Raw genomic sequence first — 16,451 nt, forward strand, 5'->3', positions numbered from 1 at the left:
CACGAGGCAGCAGCATTACAACAGCGCGACGACTTCATCGAGCGACGGCGCGTGCGCGCCGGCATGCCGGCAGGCGGCTGCGCCCGCCGCCAGAGCGAACTGCAGATGTTCGGACCACGCGCGTTGCGGCGCTGTCATCAGGCTGAACAGCAGACCGCCAATCGACGCGTCGCCGGCGCCGACCGTATCCACCACTTCCACGCGCGGCGGACGCGCTTCGGTGATCGTCGCGCCGTCGATCAGCGTGGCCGTTTCCGGCCCGCGCGTGACCATGACGGTGGCCGCCGGGTTCAGCGCACGCAATCGGGCGAGGGCGGCTGCTTCGTCGTCGGTCTTGAAGATCAGGCGCAGGTCTTCGTCGGATACCTTGATCAGATCGGCGAGCGCGGCCATCTTGCGCAGCGTCGGCTCGTAGCCGTGTTCCATCAGGTTGCGGTAGTTCGGATCGAAGCTGATTTTCACGCCTTGCGCGCGCAGGTCGGCGGCGAGCGTGGCGAGGGTATCGCCGAGCGGCTGCCGCACGAGGCTGATGCAGCCGAAGTGCGCCCACTTCACGTGGCTCGTCCAGCCGTCCGGCAAGCGGGACGGATCGAACGCGAGATCGGCGCTGTTCTCGCCCATGAAGAAGTACGCGGGCGGATGCGTCTGGTGGACGATCGCCAGCAGCGGCGCACGCTCCACGCGCTGCATGAAGCGCATGTCGAGCCCGGCGGCGACGCTCGCGTTCCACAGTTCGTCGGAGAAATTATCCACGCCGAGCGAACCCGCGCAGGCGGTCGGCAAACCCAGCCGCGCGACGCAGCGCGCGACGTTCCAGCCCGCGCCGCCTGGCCGCGAGAGCCACTGCGACGCGCCGGTGCGCACGAGATCGGTGAGGATGTCCCCAGCCGAGACGAATTGAGGAAACCCGTTGTTCGTGTTCAGGTGGCTCATTGTGCGTGCTCCGCGGAATCAGACTCGGCGGCCGTGCCGTCGGACAGCGCATGCGCGAGGACTTCGTAGCACGCGCCCATGGTGTGATAGTCGGTTTTGCCGGCCGGGCTTTTTTCGTCGCTGTATTTGCGGTTGTCGCACGTGAGTATGCGATACCACGCGCCGTATTTGTGATCGACGAAGTGCGCCCAGCTATAGCGCCAGATCTCGTCGTACCAGTCCCAGAAGCGTTCGTTGCCGGTGCGCTTGCCGAGCAGCGCAGCCGCTGCGAAGGTTTCCGCCTGCACCCAGAAATATTTGTCGTGATCGCACACCGTGCCGTCCGGCCCGAAGCCGTAATACAGGCCGCCGTGATCTTCGTCCCATGCGTGCGTCATGGCGGCGTCGAATAGCTCGATCGCGCGCGGCAGCAGCCACGGCAGCGGACGGAAGCGTTCGAGAATCAGCAGCAGCTTCGCCCATTCTGTCTGGTGCCCCGGCTGGAAACCCCACGGCCGGAAAATGTTCGAACTGTCTTCTTCGTTGTAATGCCAGTCGACCGACCAGTCCGCGTGAAAATGCTCCCACACGAGCCCTTGCGACAACTTGGCCTGGCGCAGCGTGATGTTCGACGCCACCCGCTCGGCGCGATCCAGATACACCAGATGACCGGTCGCCTCGTGCGCGGCGAGGAGCGCCTCGGTGGTGTGCATGTTCGCGTTCTGTCCGCGATACGAGCTGACGTGCCATTCCGGCGACGCTTCGTCCGCGTACAGACCGGCGGCGGCATCCCAGAAGCGGTGTTCCATCAACTCGAAAGTGGCGGCGATCATCGGCTTTGCTTCTTCGATGCCGGCCATCGCCGCATGCGCATACGCGAGCAGCACGAACGCAAGACCGTAGCAATGACGCGTGGCGTCGATGACGCGCTTGCGGCCGTCGCGCCATTCGAGTTCCCAGTCGTAGCCTTCCTTTTGCGCGTCCCAGTGCACCTCGCGCAGAAAGCGCAACCCGTGGCGCGCGTATTCGAGATGCTGCGGGTCGCCGAACTCACGGTACGCCATCGCGTAGTTGAACACGTAGCGGCAACTGCTGACCAGGTGCCGCGTGGTCGCGTCGTACACCGAGCCGTCGTCGCGGAAGAAGTGGAAGAACCCGCCGCTCGGATCGAGCACGTTCGGCGCGTAAAAGCGCAGCGTGTGCTGAATGTGCGAGAGCAGGAAATCCCGGCTGCGATAGCTTTCGACAGCCGGCACGGCGGAGCTGTTGGCGGAGTGAAGCGAATCGGATGGCGTCATGGCGTTTTCACCAGAGTACTGGCACGGGCAATGAGATGGACGGGCAGGCGCACCTCGAGTTCGGCGGGTGCGTCTTCCAGCAGGAGTTCGACGCCGCGCCGGCCAAGCGCTTCCTTGTCGACGCAGATGGTCGATAGCGGCGGCGTGGCATGCGCGGCGGCGGGAATGTCGTCGAAGCCGATGATGGCGATGTCCTCGGGCACGCGCAGTCCGCGCGCGAGGCACGCGCGCAGCGCGGCGAGCGCGGCGGCGTCGTTGTAGGCGAACACGGCGTCGGGATGTGGGCCGGGTGCTTCGAGCAATTGATGCATTGCGCGCGCGGCGCCGCTGTCGGGATCAAGACCGGCGTCGATGACGACTTCGAGCGACGGGTCGAACAGCAGCCCCGCTTCGAAAAAGGCACGCCGGTAGCCAAGCGCGCGCTGCGCAATGCTGAAGTGCGCGAGCGAGCCGCCAATGAATGCGACGCGCTTGCGTTGCTGGTCGAACAGATGTTGCATCGCGAGCATCGCGCCCGCGGCATTGTCGAGATTCACCGAGCGCAGGCCGGGCGCCCACAGATCGATCAGCACGAGCGGGCGCTGCATGGCGACCAGCGTGCTCAGCGTCTCCGGCTCGACAAAACCGGCGATCGCCACTGCGTCGGGCGCATGCAGCCGCATCTGCTGGATGACGTCCTCGGTCGGACCGGCTGTCAGCACGGAAGGCACAATGCCGCGCTCGCGGCATGCGTCTTCGACACCGTGCAGTACGTGCGAGAAGAACGGGCTGACCGCGAAGTTGTTGTGCTGACGATGCAGCAGGAAAGTCAGCCGCCGGATGCGCGGCCGCAGTTGGGCGGCGTCATAGCCGAGTTTGCGCGCGGCCTGAACGACGCGCTCGCGCGTCGCCTCCGACAAGCCCGGCTGATTCTTCAACGCGCGCGACACGGTGCCGATCGATACGCTGGCCTCGCGGGCGACGTCGCGGATGGTTGTTGCCATCGAATGCTGCGGCCGCTCGGACGGTCGCTGAGATTGGGGTTCGGCGATTGTATAGTAAAACGCTGCCGACACCGCTCAACAAACGCGGCTCCAAAACGAGGAAATACCCGGATAACGGGATGCTGGCCTGCACAATCGCGTTTAGTAAAATTCACTAAACATCGCGTTGCTGCGTGGTGCGGAAGGCCTCCTCGCGCTCAGTCCGCCTTCGGCGGTGCAGCATCGTTCTGTCCGCGCAGCAGCGCCACGCACTCATCTGCGCCAATCAGCACGAAGCCGCCTGGCTCCTGCTTTGCGCGGCGTTTGGCGAGCGCCGCCACGGACGCAATTTCCTCGCTGCTGAACACAATCGTGCCATTGCCGGGTTCCACGCGTACGCAGCCAATCGCCATCGTCACGAAACCGAAAAAAGTCGGGTTGCCGCGCCGGTCTTCGCCGTGGATGCCGCCTGCAAGACGGTCCGCAGGCGCATAGAAACGCTGCGCGCCTTCGTTGAACAGATGAATCGCGCGAGACACGCGCTCCTCCCAGTCGTCGCTCTGAAAGAGGATCAGAAAGTCGTCGCCGCCCACATGGCCGAGAAAATCGCGCGTCGGGTCGCAGACGTCGACCAGCACGGCGGCGGCGAACTTCAGCACTTCGTCGCCCTGCCAGTAGCCGTACTGGTCATTGAATGGCTTGAAGTGGTTCAGATCCACATAGCACGCATAAAAGCCGGCTTCGTTGCCGAGCAGCCGGACGATGTGCGAACTGATCGGAATGTTGCCGGGCAGGAAGGTCAGCGGATTGGCGTAGCGCGCGGCTTCGATACGCACTTCGGTCACCGCGCGCACGAGCTTTTCGCCTGTGCCGAGGCCGGCGTATTTGCCGTTTTCGGTGATGACGAAACCGTCGGCGAGATAGCGCTGGTCGTCGCTCGCAAGGAGCTTGGCCATCTGCTCGACAGTCATCGACTTTTCGATGATCACCGGCGATGCATTCGCGAATTGCAAACATGGCCGCTTGCCGAACAGTTCGCGGTGGTACGGCAGCGCGTAGCGGTCCATGAAGCTGCGGCGGTTGATCAGCGCCACCGGTTCGTCGCGTTCGACCACGGCCACCGCGTGCAGCTCGGGCATGCGGTTGAACAGGTCGAGCACGTCGTTGTTGGTCGCCTGGCGCGGCAACGCGGGCGCATGCACGAGCATCTTCTCCGACGCCATGCCGCCCGATGGCGACGCGCTGCTCACCGTGCGCGTCGTCTCCGGAAACACGGCGATGTGGCCGGCGCAGAGCGCGTCGCGAGCGTCGTCCGTCACGCTGCGCGCAGGTCGCGCGTTGGGACGCCCGAAGAAGAAGCCTTGTCCGCAGTCGATTCCCATATCGCGGACCACGATCAGATCGGCTTCGTTTTCGATGCCCTCGGCGACGAGCCGCGCGCCGCTCGCGTTGGCGAAATGCTGCATGGCGCGCACCGCCTCAAACTTGAGCGGGTCGCTCGCAATGTCATGGATGAAGAAGCGGTCGATCTTCACGACGTCCGGTTGCAGATGTACCCACAAGCTCATGCTGGCGTTCGCGGTGCCGTAATCGTCGAGCGCGAATTGTGCGCCCGTGGTGCGCAGCGCGGAGATCACGGGGGCGAAACTGCCGACGTCGAGAATCGTGCTCTGTTCGGTCAGTTCGATCACGATTCGCTGGGGATCGACGCCGTGATTTCTCAGCATGGCAAGCGAGTTGTCGTGCGAGTCGGCCAGCTGCACGAGCGCCCCCGCGCTGAAATTCAGGAACAGCTTGCCGTCGAAGTCGAGTTGCGCGAACGCATCGATGCAGGTGCGCGCCGCGGCCCGCTCGAGCGCGATCGTGCAGTCTTCGGCGTGCGCCTGCGAGAAAAGCGCGAACGGCGATTCGAGCGGCGTGCTTGCCGGGCCGCGAATCAGACCTTCGTAGCCAAGAATCGCGGCGCCATCGAAATCGATGATCGGCTGGAACACTGCGGACAGCTCACGCCGGGCGATCAACTCCTCGATGCGCGGCGCGGCGGATCGGGAGGGCGAGCGAGGTTGCATGGCGGGGACGCGAAGTGATCGATCTTCGACATATCGGCTTGCAGCAACGCGGAGTTAAGTGAACTTTTAATGAAGCGTCGCACCGGCGTGGTGCGACTGATGCCTCTGGCGTCCCCGATCTTTTCCTATGTCTCTTATGTCTTCTGGCTGAGGCGACAACAACCGCGTTTGCGCGTGAAATAACAAAAAAGCCGCACGAGGCGGCTTTCTTCAGAAGACGTTAATTGCCGCTCAGGGAGGGCGCTTATGAATGTCCTGTTTGCATTACGCGCGCATTCAGCGGCGCGCGACGGCGGCGGTGGGCTGCTCTTGCGTGGTGGCGAGATTCTCGCCACTGGTGTCGCGTGCACCCCAACGCTGCGCGAGCGCGGCGCACACCATCAACTGGATCTGATGGAAGAGCATCAGCGGCAAGACCACCGCGCCGACCGCGTGCGAAGCGAAGATGACCTTCGCCATCGGCACGCCCGAGGCGAGGCTCTTCTTCGAGCCGCAAAAAATGATGGTGATCTGGTCAGCGCGGTTAAAGCCGAGCCGCTTGCTGACGAACACGGTCACCGCAAGCGCGAGCGCGAGCAGCACCACGTTGATCAGCACGAGGCCGCCGAGTGCCGACAGCGGAATCTGGTGCCACAGTCCTTCGTTCACGGCCTCGCTGAATGCGCCGTAGACCACCAGCAGAATCGACCCTTGGTCGACGAATTTCAGCACGCTGCGATTGCGCTCGATCCACTCGCCGATCACCGGACGCAGCAGTTGCCCGGCCACGAACGGCACCAGCAACTGCAGCACGATATTGCCGACCGTATGCCACGGCGACGCGCCGCCCGCCCCCTGGCTCGTGATCATCACGCCGACGAGGGCGGGCGTGATGAAGATGCCGAGCAGGCTGGAAGCGGATGCACTGCATACGGCAGCCGGAACATTGCCCTTGGCGATGGACGTAAACGCGATCGACGACTGCACCGTCGACGGCAACGTACAGAGGAAGAGGATCCCCGCGTAGAGCGCCGGCGTGACAAGTGGCGAAAGGAGCGGTTTAAGCGCGAGGCCGAGCAGCGGAAAGAGCGCGAACGTACAGAGCAGCACTACCAGATGCAGCCGCCAGTGCGTCGCGCCCGCAATGATCGCTTCGCGTGAGAGCTTCGCGCCGTGCAGGAAGAACAGCAGGCCGACCGCCACGTTCGTCAGCCAGTTGAACCCGACCGCGGCCTGACCGTGGACGGGTAGAAAGCTGGCAAAAATCACCGTGCCGACGAGGCACAACGTGAAGTTGTCGGGGAGCAGTTTTGGGCGAACCATGTTGGGATCTCTGATCGCGAGGCGGGACGTTTCATCAGCGCAGAAGGCGACTCGCGGTTCGCGCTTTCTGCCATGTCGACCATCTATTGTTGTTGCAATGCAATTGAAAAAGCAAATTCATTTACCGTATTGATTAATGAGCGTAGCGCATTTTATGCCTGCATTGACGAACTCGGCTGCGTGCTGCCGCCGAGCAAGGAATGCAGACTGGCGACTCTGTTATTGGCGTCGCGATGTATGGGTCCGTCCCATTTTTTGCGTTCCGACGCTCTTGGGTTTGTCTTATACAGACTCGACTTAGTCGTCCTGAAAAAACGCCCATGCATGGGCGTTTGAACTATGGACGCGCAAGTGCCTTGTCGCAAAAAAACGTCGCAGTAACAAGGTGTTACAACCAGGGTGGAGGCCTAACACTTTTTGGCTCGACACCCTTCGCGCGCACCAATAAATTACGTTTCAAAGGCCGTTGAGATGCGCCGCGCTGCAGCATGCGAGCAGCGCGTACAGCCGTCTCAAAACAAGTCCATCGCAGCTCGAACGATGGTCTTCAGGCAAGTTTTCGGGCATGTGAGTTTTTAGGTGGCCGGGTTGTCGACATCGAGGCATTGGGCGTTGGGCGCGGTTTTCGCCGCGCTATGCTCGCTCGCCTGTGCGAAAGCGCCGGGTGTGCCGCATGGTGCGGGATACTCGCGTGCCGCGGCCGGCCATGCGTATCGCGCTGCTCACGATAATAGGCATCGCGCTAATCACGCTTACGCGGCAACGCCGGACGCTCCTTCTCACTCAGCCGATGCCGATCGCAATGTGCCGCCGCTGCGCGGTGCGGCAGGTTATGCCACCGCGCTGGATATGAACAGCCTTGCCGCGTACAACCCGGTCCTTCAATCGGGCGTGCGGCGAATGGCTGGCGTGCCGGGTTACGACGCGGATATGCGCAGCGGCATGCAGTACACCGGCGCGATGACCCCTGTTAGCACGGAATCGCGCGGCGGTCCGCGGCCGCCTGTCAATGCGCCGGTTCGTACCGGATCGATCCGCGCGGATGTCGCGCGCTACAACGAAGAGCGTGGCGCCCCGCGCGGCATGCAGCGCCAGTCGGACGATCCTCGGCAGCAAGACGGTTCACCTTACCGGAACTAGGTCCCGACTCGCTTCGTCCGTTGGGGCAACCGCGTTCCAGCACGCGTCGACAAGACGCTCAATATCGTTTAATTCCTTTCCTCAACGTGCGCTTCGCCTGATTACAAAAGGCTTGGAAGCGACGTTCCTCCTGTTCAAGCCCTTTCCCATCGCCGCCATGTGACGTTTCGACGCCACACTTTTTTGAAAAAGATCGGCAGCACATTCCCTCCCGTCGTCAAATTTGGTCGTTTCTGCGGCACCGCGTCATCCACATGTCATATGGAGCGTTATCACCGCGTCGGGCGCAATGTCAGTAAAGCTTTGCGCGCGGCCGGACGTTTTGCGGCGGCACGCCTGGAACATCGTTGCATGGCGGTTTAACCGGCCGATAAGCGACAAAACTAATCAGACCGATATACCCGCAATAACCAGCGATATTTTTGTTCATAAAAATGGTCCGCAAAGATGGTCCCGCCCAGATTGGCTCGACGATCGAACGGACAACAACAACGGTTCGCGTGAGTTACCCCTTTCGCACAGCCACCCCCTTTTGACAAAGACAGGAGAACCCATGAAAACAAGCATCAGCAGTGCACTGAAGACCACCCTCAAGGCGACCGCGTGTGCCGCTCTGCTGGCCAGTGCATCGTCTGCTTTTGCGCAATCGAGCGTGCAGCTTTATGGTCAGGTCGACGAATGGGTCGGCGCGCAGAAATTTCCGGGCGGGAAGACGGCCGTGGAAGTGTCTGGCGGCGGTATGTCCACGTCGTACTGGGGTTTGAAGGGGGCTGAAGATCTGGGCAACGGCTACAAGGCGATCTTCGCGCTGGAAGGCTTCTTCCTTGCGCAGAACGGCCAGTATGGCCGCTTTACCGGCGACACGATGTTCTCGCGTAACGCGTACGTCGGTATCGAATCGCCTTACGGTACAGTCACGGCCGGCCGTTTGACCACGCCGCTGTTCGTGTCGACGATTCTGTTCAACCCGTTCGTCGATTCGTACGAATTTTCGCCGATGATCTGGCACACGTACCTGGGACTCGGCACCTTCCCGGCCTACACGACGGATCAGGGCGTGACGGGCGACTCCGGCTGGAGCAACGCGGTGTCGTACGCATCGCCGAACTTTAACGGCCTGTCCGCGACCGCGATGTACGCGCTCGGCAACACCACGGAAAACGGTGCGAAGAAGTGGAGCGGCCAGGTGCTGTACTTCCACGGCCCGTTCGCGGCGACCGCCGTCTACCAGTACGTGAACTTCAATAACGTGCCGAGCGACCTGGGCAGCTTCGCCAATTCCGGCGTGCCGGGCCTGAAGAGCCAGAGCGTCGCCCAGGCAGGCGTGTCGTACGACCTGAAGTACGTGAAGTTCTTTGGTCAGTACATGTACACGTACAACGATCAGCAGATCACGAGCTGGCACGTGAACACCGCGCAGGGCGGCGCGTCGATCCCTGTGGGGCCGGGCACGGTGATGGCGTCGTACGCGTACTCGCGCGACGGCGGCGGCCTCGATCAGACGCGTCAGACTGCGGCACTCGGCTACGACTACCCGCTGTCCAAGCGGACGGACGTCTACGCGGCTTACATGTATGACCACATCACGAATCAGTCAAGCGGCAACACGTACGGCGTCGGCCTGCGCGCGAAGTTCTGAGCGCAGCCGGAGCCAGACTGGCGCCTCGGCGCCGTGTGAACGGGGCCGCAGTGGCGCTCAAAGTGGCACTCAGCGGCAGATGAGTGGCAGATGAGTGGCAGATGAGTGGCAGATGAGTGCCCCATGAGCCGCATGGCCGCCATCTGAGCGCCGGCGCCCGGTGCACATAGCTTTGTCGGCATCACCCTTGAAGCCCGCTTTCTCCGGAAAGCGGGCTTTGTCTTTTTTAGCGCGCAGCGTTCTCGAAAGGGCTCACGTTCTTTTCCGAGGGGGCGAGCCACAACGAGCGGCTCATGTCACGCTTTGTCCACCAGCTTTTAATAAACCCGGCAAAATGACGCCGATTGATTCCCCAAGCGAGCGATTTGGATGGATACCCTCGTCAGCATGAAAGTGTTCCGGCATGTGGTCGAAGCTGGCAGCTTCGTCGGCGCGGCCGAACGGATGGAGATGTCGGCGGCGATGGCGAGCAAGCATGTGATGCATCTCGAACAGCAACTCGGCGCGCGTCTGCTGAATCGGACCACGCGCCGCGTCGCGCCGACCGAGGCGGGCCGCGAGTATTACGAGCGTCTGTCGCAGGTGCTGACCGAACTCGAAGAAGCCGAGCAGGTGGTCGGCGCGGCAAGCGTCGTGCCGCAGGGGCGGCTGAGAGTGTCGTCGTTATCCGCGTTCGGGCTGAGCCATGTGATGGCGGCGGTTGCGGACTACGCTGCGCAACATCCGCAAGTCACTGTCGACATTACCTTGTCCGACCGCGTGGTCGAACTGATCGACGAGGGCTTCGATGTCGCGATCCGCGCATCGCCTGGCGGGATGAAGTCGTCCTCGCTGATTGCGCGGCAGATTGCGACTGCCCACCTGGTCCTGTGCGCGTCGCCGGCTTATCTGAAGCGGCACGGCATGCCGAAAACCGTCGCCGACCTCGCGCGCCACAACTACCTGCAATACGCAGGCGTGTCACCGCTCGACATTGCCCCTGCGATCGGCGACGCGTCGCCGCGTGTGCGCCTGTCGGGCAATCTGATCGTCAATCATCTGGAAGCGCAGCGCGTGATCGTGCTGCAGGGCGCGGGAATCGCGATGCTCGGCACCGAGGTGATCGGCGACGATCTCGCCAAAGGGCGCCTCGTCCCGTTGCTCGTGGATGAAGTGCCGCCGCGCGAGTTGCCCATTCATGTGGTGTACGCGAGCCGGCGGCATCTGTCGGCGAAAGTGCGCTCGTTCGTCGATTTCCTCGCCGACCGCTTCGCAAACGAATCGCTGTGGCCGTCGCTAGAACAGATCAACGCGCTGGCGAAGCACCAGGCGAGTTGATGGAGCCGCGGCGCGCGAGCGGGCGAACACCTTGCCCGCCACGCCGCTCCCCGCTCGACCTGTGACGGTCAACCCGGCTAACTAGCGTGCAATGCCCAGCCGCGCTTTCGCGTCGTTGTATTCCTTCGACAGACGCTGCACCAGTTCGGCGACGCCCGGCACATCGTCCATCAGCCCGACACCCTGGCCCGCGCCCCAGATGTCTTTCCACGCTTTGGCCTTGTCGTTGCCGAAGTTCATCTTGGTTTTGTCCGATTCGGGCAGTGCTTCGGGGTCGAGACCGGCGTTCACGATACTCTCGCGTATGTAATTGCCGTGCACGCCGGTGAAGAGGTTCGTGTAGATGATGTCCGACGCAGTGGACTTGACGATGGCCTGCTTGTAGCTCTCCACCGCGTGCGCCTCTTTGGTGGCGATGAAACGCGTGCCCATGTACGCGAGATCCGCGCCCATCGCTTGCGCGGCGAGAATCGAGCCGCCGTTCGCAATCGAGCCCGACAGCACGATCGGGCCGTCGAAGATGCGCCGCACTTCGCCGACCAGTGCGAACGGCGACGTCGTGCCCGCATGTCCGCCGGCACCCGAAGCCACCAGGATCAAACCGTCGACGCCTGCTTCCAGCGCCTTCTGCGCATGCCGTAGGTTGATCACGTCGTGCAGCACGATGCCGCCGTAGCTGTGCACCGCATCGACGATCTCGCGCGCCGGCGCCCGTAGACTCGTGATGAAAATCGGCACCTTGTGTTCGACGCAAACACGCACGTCATGCTCGAGTCGCGTATTCGACTGATGTACGATCTGGTTCACGGCGACCGGCCCGATGATCGCGTCGGGATTCGCTGCCCGGTGTTCGGCGAGTTGCGTTTGAATCTGCGTGAGCCATTCGTCGAGCAGTTCGGCTGGGCGGGCGTTCAGCGCCGGAAACGAGCCGACGATTCCCGCCTTGCATTGGGCCAGCACGAGTTCCGGATAGCTGACGATGAACATGGGCGACGCCACGACGGGAAGTGCGAGTTTTTGCAGGACGGCGGGCAAAGCCATGGTGCGAGTCTCCTGTTATTGAGCGGGCGGTGCGGGGCGAGCGCCCGGCGACGATTGAGTTTAGCGGTACAGGGCGCGCCGTGCGTTTGGACCGGCACGCCGATGCTGCGACTCACATGTGCGCCGGCATTCACCAACACTGCCCGCATTTAAGAACGATCGTTCGATTATAGGCGAAGCATACGCCGTGTGTTGAGCTCCGCGCAGTGAGAACAGTTGGAGTGAGAGTTCAGCTTCTATGCTTGCGTGGGCTGTCCCACCTCACTGGACACATCGCGCTCCTACAATGTCAATACATCCAACGACCCGAGACATGTCATGGCCTTCGAGGATTTCACGCCCTTTCGCATTGCCGTGGGCGATGTCGACATTTTCGGGGTGAAGGGCGGCGCAGGGCCACCGCTTCTTCTGCTGCATGGTCATCCGCAGTCGCATCTGATATGGGCGCGCTGCGCGGCGCAACTGGCCGAGCACTTCACTGTCATTGCCACCGATCTGCGCGGCTACGGCGCGTCCGGCAAACCGCCGAGCGACGCAACCCACGCGCCGTATTCCAAACGCACGATGGCAGCCGATCAGGTCGCCGTGATGCGCCACTTCGGCTTCGAACGATTCCTCGTGTGCGCGCATGATCGTGGCGCGCGCGTCGCGCATCGGATGGCGCTCGATCATGCGGACGCCGTCGAACGCCTGATGCTGCTCGACATCGCACCGACGCTCGCCATGTACGAAGCCACGGACCGCACGTTCGCCACGCTGTACTTCCACTGGTTTTTCCTGATCCAGCCGGAGCCGCTGCCCGAGACGCTGATTGGCGCGAATCCGGCCGCTTATGTGGACGCCGTCATGGGCAGCCGGCACGCTGGGCTGGCACCGTTCGAGCCGTCCGCGCTCGACGCCTATCGCGCGGCGCTTGCGGAACCGGCTGCCGTGCATGCGATGTGCGAGGACTATCGTGCGTCCGCAAGCATCGACCTCGAACACGATCGCGCCGACGTCGAGCGGGGGCACAAGATCGGCTGTCCGCTGCGCGTGTTGTGGGGTGATAAAGGCGTGATCGAGAAATGCTTCGACGCGCTCGCGGAGTGGCGTCACGTGGCGCGCGACGTGAGCGGCCGCGCGATGCCGTGCGGCCATTACATACCGGAGGAGGCGTCGCAAGAACTGGTCGCCGAAATGCTGTCTTTCTTCGAGGCAGTGGAACAATAGACGCCGTGTACGTGGACTGCGTCGTGCTATAACGAAAGATGGTCGAATATTACGGATTGCAGAATAATCGCGCACGCAGTGCGCTGTCTCGCCTGCATCTGAGCGCACGGCATGTATGCGCCTTTAAAACCCGGCGTCATGGAACTGTAGGGAAATCACCGATGCGGTCAGAAAACTGGCGCGCGTATCATTCGTTCTGACGCTGATCACGTCAAACAGAGCTTGCGCCGCTCGCCTTCACGGGCCGAGCGGCTTTTCTTTTTGCGTGGTGGCGCTTCTGGATGGCTGCACGGCAACGGTTGCCGCATCGGAGTGTCGAAGCGTCGAAGTGTCGAAGCGTCGGCACGTCGCAACTTCACGCTCAGCGTGCGCTGATGCGCGAGCCCTCCACTTCCAGCGGTCCGTTCTTCGCGGCCAGCTCCTGCACAATGCTCGCCAGAAGCGCCGGCCATTCGCTGCGAGGTTTGAGCATCGACGCGGCGGCGCGCATGACGGCCGCATCGTCGAGCATGCGCAGCAGCGCGTCGAAAGTCATTGCGCGCACGTCCAGCAACTTGAATACGATCAGCACTTTCAGCGCGTTCTTTGCATTGCGCGCAGGATCGGCGCGCAACCATGCGACGCGTGAAAACGCCCGTTCGAGTGCTGCGCCGACATTCGTAAAAGGCGCACCGTGGCCGGGAATGACCACGCGCACGTCGAGCTGTGCGATCGCTTCGAGTACGGCCTGTTCTTCGGCGAAGCCGCTTTCGCCTTCCAGTTCGGGAAAAATCACGCCAAAGCCGTTTTCCCACAGCGCGTCCGCGCTGATCAGGATGCACTCGTCCGCGCAATACAGCATCAGCGAATGGGGATCGTGGCCTGGTGCGCCGAGCACTTGCCAATCGAGCGCGCCCAGCCGCAGGTCCATGCCGGGCTCGATCGTCCCCGTAAAAGTAAAACGTTCGCACGGCTGGCCGGTAGCGCGAAACGTGAGGCGCGCCTCGTCCCAATCGCGCACCGCTGGCCCCTCCGACGCCGGTATCACGGTGCGGCACGAGTAGGTTTCCTGCAGCAGCGCGTTGCCGCCGCAATGGTCCGAATGCAGATGCGTGTTGACGATCAGATCGAGCGGCCGCGCGCCGAGCGTCTGCCGGATGAGCGCGAGCGTTTGTGGCGCGTGCGTCGCATAGCCGGTATCGACGAGCGCAGCGCTGGCGTCATCGAGCAGCAGCACATTGTTCGACGAAAGCCAGCCGCGTTCGAACACGCGTACCGATGCGGGCAACGCGATCATGGCGCTTTTGCTCCCTTTTCTGATCCCGCTTTCAAGGCAGCCTCAGGCTTCGGCATCACGAGAATGGTCGACGTACCGACCAGCATGACGTCGCCGCGCTGGTTCACCACTGTTCCTTCGAGATGCGTCAGGTCGCCGTTCAGGCCCGGCTTCCAGTACGCGTCTCGCACGCGCCAGGTAATCGTGAGCGTGTCGTCGGCGTGAACGGCCTTCTTCAGTTTGATATCGAATTCGAGCCCAAGCGGCTGTGCGTAGGTGGAAAAATGCGTGGCCAGCAGCGCCATGAAGTGCGCGGTGGGCTGCGTGCCCGACGCGATCAGTCCACCGAAGCGGCTCTGCGCGGCGTAGGCGTCGTCATGATGCAGCGGGTTGAGATCGTTGACGAGCGTGGCGAACGACTTGATCGAATCCACCGATAACGCGAGCGTCGAACTGAAGGTCTCGCCGAGTGTGACAATGCGCGGCGCGGCGTTCATCGTGCTCCTCTTGCCTGTTGTCGGGCCATGAATTCGACGTGACGCAGCTCGATCGCGTTCCAGATGCCGCGTTTGGCATCGTCGCTGAAAAGCGACCAGCCGGCGATTTCGTCGATGGTGCGCAGGCAGCCTTCGCACCATCCGGTTGACGCGTCCATTCTGCACACGCTGATGCAAGGCGACGGCACGCCGCCGCTGTGCCCGTCGTCGTGTCCGTTCGCCGCTGTCATGGTGTCATGCCGTTTCGCGCAGCGCCACGTCGGCCACCGGCGCGCCTGTCAGCGCGATCAACTCCTGCGCCGTCAGATTGAAGACCGCATGCGGATGGCCAGCCGCGGCCCACAAGCTGTCCAGTGCGAGCAGGTCGGCGTCGATCAGCGTGACCGGTTCCGTGGCGTGGCCGATCGGGCACACGCCGCCAATCGCATAACCGGTTTTTTCGCGCACGAACTTCGCGTCCGCCCGGCCGATATCGCCCACTTGCGCCGCCACTTTCTGTTCGTCGACGCGGTTTGCGCCGCTCGCCACGACGAGCACCGGCGCGTCGTCCTCGCGGCGGCGAAACAGGATCGACTTGGCGATCTGCGCCACCGAACAACCGAGACCGGCAGCGGCTTCGGCGGAGGTCTTGCCGGTTTCCGGCAGCATCACGATCCGGCCCGCGTGACCGCGTTCGCGCAACAGCAACGCGACGCGGCGGGCAGAGTCAGGCAGCGCGGTGAGATCCAGAGAGTCGGGTGAAGCGTGGTCTGTCATCGTTTCAGGTCCTGATGGTTAATCTGAAGAGCCCGGTTGTGTGCGTGGCGCGCAGCAAGCGCACACCTGCGCACTCAGACGCAGTTGGCCGCTTCGTTGCGCGCCTTCGCGAGCAACGCCTTGCCGGCGCGCGATACGTTGGGCCGGCCAATCGAAGTCGAGATGAAATCGCCGATTGCCACCACCTGTGCGAGGTCGATGCCCGTGTCGATACCGAGTCCGTTCAGCAGATACAGCACGTCCTCGGTTGCCACGTTGCCGGTGGCGCCCTTCGCATACGGGCAGCCGCCAAGCCCCGCCACCGACGCGTGAAAAATCTCGATGCCTTCCTGCAACGCGGCGTAAATGTTGGCGAGCGCCTGCCCATACGTGTCGTGGAAATGACCGGACAGCTGCTCACGCGGGAACACCTGAGTGACGGCTTCGAACACTTCACGCGTGCGCCTGGGTGTGCCGACGCCGATCGTGTCGGCAATGTCGATTTCGTCGCAGCCCAGTGCGGCGAAACGCTGCACGACGTCGACGACCGACGCGACCGGCACCTCACCCTGATAGGGACAACCGAGTGCGCACGATACGCTGCCGCGAATCCGCACGCCATGTTCCCGCGCCGCCTGCGCGACCGGCGCGAACCGCTCGATACTTTCCGCAATGCTGCAGTTGATGTTCTTCTGCGAAAACGCTTCGCTCGCCGCGCCGAAAATCACGATTTCGTCCGCGCGGGCGGCGAGCGCCCCTTCGAAGCCGCGCAGGTTCGGCGTCAGCACTGAATAGATCGTGCCGGGGCGTCGCTCGATGCCGGCCATCACGTCGGCGCCGTCTGCCATTTGCGGGACCCACTTCGGCGACACGAACGAGGCCGCCTCGACATTGCGCAAACCTGCCGCCGACAAGCGGTTGATCAACTCGATCTTGACGGCTGTTGGCACGAATTCCTTTTCGTTCTGCAAGCCGTCACGCGGACCGACTTCCACGACTTTCACTTGCTGGGGTAGGGCCATGATCTGTCTCCTGCCGCACGCGGCGGCGCTTCTTCGGTTGAGTCTTCAGTTTC

Annotated in this window: 15 protein-coding genes; 4 read left to right on the forward strand and 11 right to left on the reverse strand. The window is 62.9% G+C overall.

Translation table 11 applies throughout. The features are described 5' to 3' along the window. Positions 1-15: 15 nt before the first annotated feature. From AAGS40_RS01010 to AAGS40_RS01030, 5 genes are all read right to left on the reverse strand, one after another. A complete protein-coding gene (locus AAGS40_RS01010) occupies positions 16-933 on the reverse strand; it encodes a carbohydrate kinase (protein WP_345812609.1) in 918 nt (305 codons plus the stop codon). After that, positions 930-2,210: an AGE family epimerase/isomerase gene (locus AAGS40_RS01015; protein ID WP_345812610.1), complete on the reverse strand. Its 1,281-nt coding sequence runs from the start codon at positions 2,208-2,210 to the stop codon at positions 930-932. Before AAGS40_RS01015 ends, AAGS40_RS01010 begins: the two co-directional genes overlap by 4 nt. Beyond that, positions 2,207-3,193 carry a LacI family DNA-binding transcriptional regulator gene (locus AAGS40_RS01020; protein ID WP_345812611.1) on the reverse strand — a complete coding sequence of 329 codons (987 nt, stop codon included), beginning with the start codon at positions 3,191-3,193 and terminating at the stop codon, positions 2,207-2,209. Before AAGS40_RS01020 ends, AAGS40_RS01015 begins: the two co-directional genes overlap by 4 nt. A gap of 197 nt (positions 3,194-3,390) precedes the next feature. Beyond that, entirely contained in the window at positions 3,391-5,241 is a 1,851-nt protein-coding gene (locus AAGS40_RS01025) for an EAL domain-containing protein (protein ID WP_345812612.1), read from the reverse strand. A gap of 276 nt (positions 5,242-5,517) precedes the next feature. Continuing rightward, a complete protein-coding gene (locus AAGS40_RS01030) occupies positions 5,518-6,543 on the reverse strand; it encodes a bile acid:sodium symporter family protein (RefSeq protein WP_345812614.1) in 1,026 nt (341 codons plus the stop codon). A gap of 849 nt (positions 6,544-7,392) precedes the next feature. Here AAGS40_RS01030 and AAGS40_RS01035 point away from each other — a divergent pair. The 3 genes from AAGS40_RS01035 to AAGS40_RS01045 all read left to right on the forward strand — a co-directional run bounded on the left by AAGS40_RS01035 (position 7,393) and on the right by AAGS40_RS01045 (position 10,639). Beyond that, positions 7,393-7,683 (forward strand): hypothetical protein, encoded by a 291-nt coding sequence (locus AAGS40_RS01035; RefSeq protein ID WP_345812615.1) that lies wholly within the window; start codon positions 7,393-7,395, stop codon positions 7,681-7,683. A gap of 553 nt (positions 7,684-8,236) precedes the next feature. After that, positions 8,237-9,322 (forward strand): porin, encoded by a 1,086-nt coding sequence (locus AAGS40_RS01040; RefSeq protein WP_345812616.1) that lies wholly within the window; start codon positions 8,237-8,239, stop codon positions 9,320-9,322. A gap of 369 nt (positions 9,323-9,691) precedes the next feature. Next, positions 9,692-10,639, forward strand: a complete 948-nt coding sequence (locus tag AAGS40_RS01045; protein WP_345812618.1) for a LysR family transcriptional regulator — start codon at positions 9,692-9,694, stop codon at positions 10,637-10,639. A gap of 81 nt (positions 10,640-10,720) precedes the next feature. On the opposite strand, the gene AAGS40_RS01050 is transcribed toward AAGS40_RS01045, so the two are convergent. Continuing rightward, positions 10,721-11,680, reverse strand: a complete 960-nt coding sequence (locus AAGS40_RS01050; protein ID WP_345812619.1) for a nitronate monooxygenase family protein — start codon at positions 11,678-11,680, stop codon at positions 10,721-10,723. Positions 11,681-11,998: 318 nt separating this feature from the next. On the opposite strand from AAGS40_RS01050, the gene AAGS40_RS01055 reads away from it, so the two are divergent. Continuing rightward, on the forward strand, positions 11,999-12,889 hold the full coding sequence (locus tag AAGS40_RS01055; protein ID WP_345812620.1) for an alpha/beta hydrolase: 891 nt from the start codon (positions 11,999-12,001) through the stop codon (positions 12,887-12,889). A gap of 361 nt (positions 12,890-13,250) precedes the next feature. On the opposite strand, the gene AAGS40_RS01060 is transcribed toward AAGS40_RS01055, so the two are convergent. The 5 genes from AAGS40_RS01060 to AAGS40_RS01080 all read right to left on the reverse strand — a co-directional run bounded on the left by AAGS40_RS01060 (position 13,251) and on the right by AAGS40_RS01080 (position 16,398). Next, positions 13,251-14,165, reverse strand: coding sequence for an MBL fold metallo-hydrolase (locus AAGS40_RS01060; RefSeq protein ID WP_345812622.1), 915 nt, complete (start codon positions 14,163-14,165; stop codon positions 13,251-13,253). Beyond that, complete coding sequence (locus AAGS40_RS01065) at positions 14,162-14,641, reverse strand: MaoC family dehydratase (RefSeq protein ID WP_345812623.1); 480 nt, start codon at positions 14,639-14,641, stop codon at positions 14,162-14,164. Before AAGS40_RS01065 ends, AAGS40_RS01060 begins: the two co-directional genes overlap by 4 nt. Further along, positions 14,638-14,871 carry a DUF1289 domain-containing protein gene (locus AAGS40_RS01070; protein WP_345812624.1) on the reverse strand — a complete coding sequence of 78 codons (234 nt, stop codon included), beginning with the start codon at positions 14,869-14,871 and terminating at the stop codon, positions 14,638-14,640. Before AAGS40_RS01070 ends, AAGS40_RS01065 begins: the two co-directional genes overlap by 4 nt. 4 nt (positions 14,872-14,875) lie before the next feature. Further along, complete coding sequence (locus AAGS40_RS01075) at positions 14,876-15,397, reverse strand: YbaK/EbsC family protein (RefSeq protein ID WP_345812625.1); 522 nt, start codon at positions 15,395-15,397, stop codon at positions 14,876-14,878. Between the two features lie 74 nt (positions 15,398-15,471). Beyond that, complete coding sequence (locus AAGS40_RS01080) at positions 15,472-16,398, reverse strand: hydroxymethylglutaryl-CoA lyase (protein WP_345812626.1); 927 nt, start codon at positions 16,396-16,398, stop codon at positions 15,472-15,474. Between the last annotated feature and the right edge of the window lie 53 nt (positions 16,399-16,451).

The sequence above is a fragment of the Paraburkholderia sp. PREW-6R genome (assembly GCF_039621805.1).
Classification (GTDB): domain Bacteria; phylum Pseudomonadota; class Gammaproteobacteria; order Burkholderiales; family Burkholderiaceae; genus Paraburkholderia.

Excerpts from the sequence above, each read along its gene's own strand:
- AAGS40_RS01010 (WP_345812609.1), bottom strand. The coding sequence starts at position 933 with ATGAGCCACCTGAACACGAACAACGGGTTTCCTCAATTCGTCTCGGCT.
- AAGS40_RS01015 (WP_345812610.1), bottom strand. The coding sequence starts at position 2,210 with ATGACGCCATCCGATTCGCTTCACTCCGCCAACAGCTCCGCCGTGCCG.
- AAGS40_RS01020 (WP_345812611.1), bottom strand. The coding sequence starts at position 3,193 with ATGGCAACAACCATCCGCGACGTCGCCCGCGAGGCCAGCGTATCGATC.
- AAGS40_RS01025 (WP_345812612.1), bottom strand. The coding sequence starts at position 5,241 with ATGCAACCTCGCTCGCCCTCCCGATCCGCCGCGCCGCGCATCGAGGAG.
- AAGS40_RS01030 (WP_345812614.1), bottom strand. The coding sequence starts at position 6,543 with ATGGTTCGCCCAAAACTGCTCCCCGACAACTTCACGTTGTGCCTCGTC.
- AAGS40_RS01035 (WP_345812615.1), top strand. The coding sequence starts at position 7,393 with ATGAACAGCCTTGCCGCGTACAACCCGGTCCTTCAATCGGGCGTGCGG.
- AAGS40_RS01040 (WP_345812616.1), top strand. The coding sequence starts at position 8,237 with ATGAAAACAAGCATCAGCAGTGCACTGAAGACCACCCTCAAGGCGACC.
- AAGS40_RS01045 (WP_345812618.1), top strand. The coding sequence starts at position 9,692 with ATGGATACCCTCGTCAGCATGAAAGTGTTCCGGCATGTGGTCGAAGCT.
- AAGS40_RS01050 (WP_345812619.1), bottom strand. The coding sequence starts at position 11,680 with ATGGCTTTGCCCGCCGTCCTGCAAAAACTCGCACTTCCCGTCGTGGCG.
- AAGS40_RS01055 (WP_345812620.1), top strand. The coding sequence starts at position 11,999 with ATGGCCTTCGAGGATTTCACGCCCTTTCGCATTGCCGTGGGCGATGTC.
- AAGS40_RS01060 (WP_345812622.1), bottom strand. The coding sequence starts at position 14,165 with ATGATCGCGTTGCCCGCATCGGTACGCGTGTTCGAACGCGGCTGGCTT.
- AAGS40_RS01065 (WP_345812623.1), bottom strand. The coding sequence starts at position 14,641 with ATGAACGCCGCGCCGCGCATTGTCACACTCGGCGAGACCTTCAGTTCG.
- AAGS40_RS01070 (WP_345812624.1), bottom strand. The coding sequence starts at position 14,871 with ATGACAGCGGCGAACGGACACGACGACGGGCACAGCGGCGGCGTGCCG.
- AAGS40_RS01075 (WP_345812625.1), bottom strand. The coding sequence starts at position 15,397 with ATGACAGACCACGCTTCACCCGACTCTCTGGATCTCACCGCGCTGCCT.
- AAGS40_RS01080 (WP_345812626.1), bottom strand. The coding sequence starts at position 16,398 with ATGGCCCTACCCCAGCAAGTGAAAGTCGTGGAAGTCGGTCCGCGTGAC.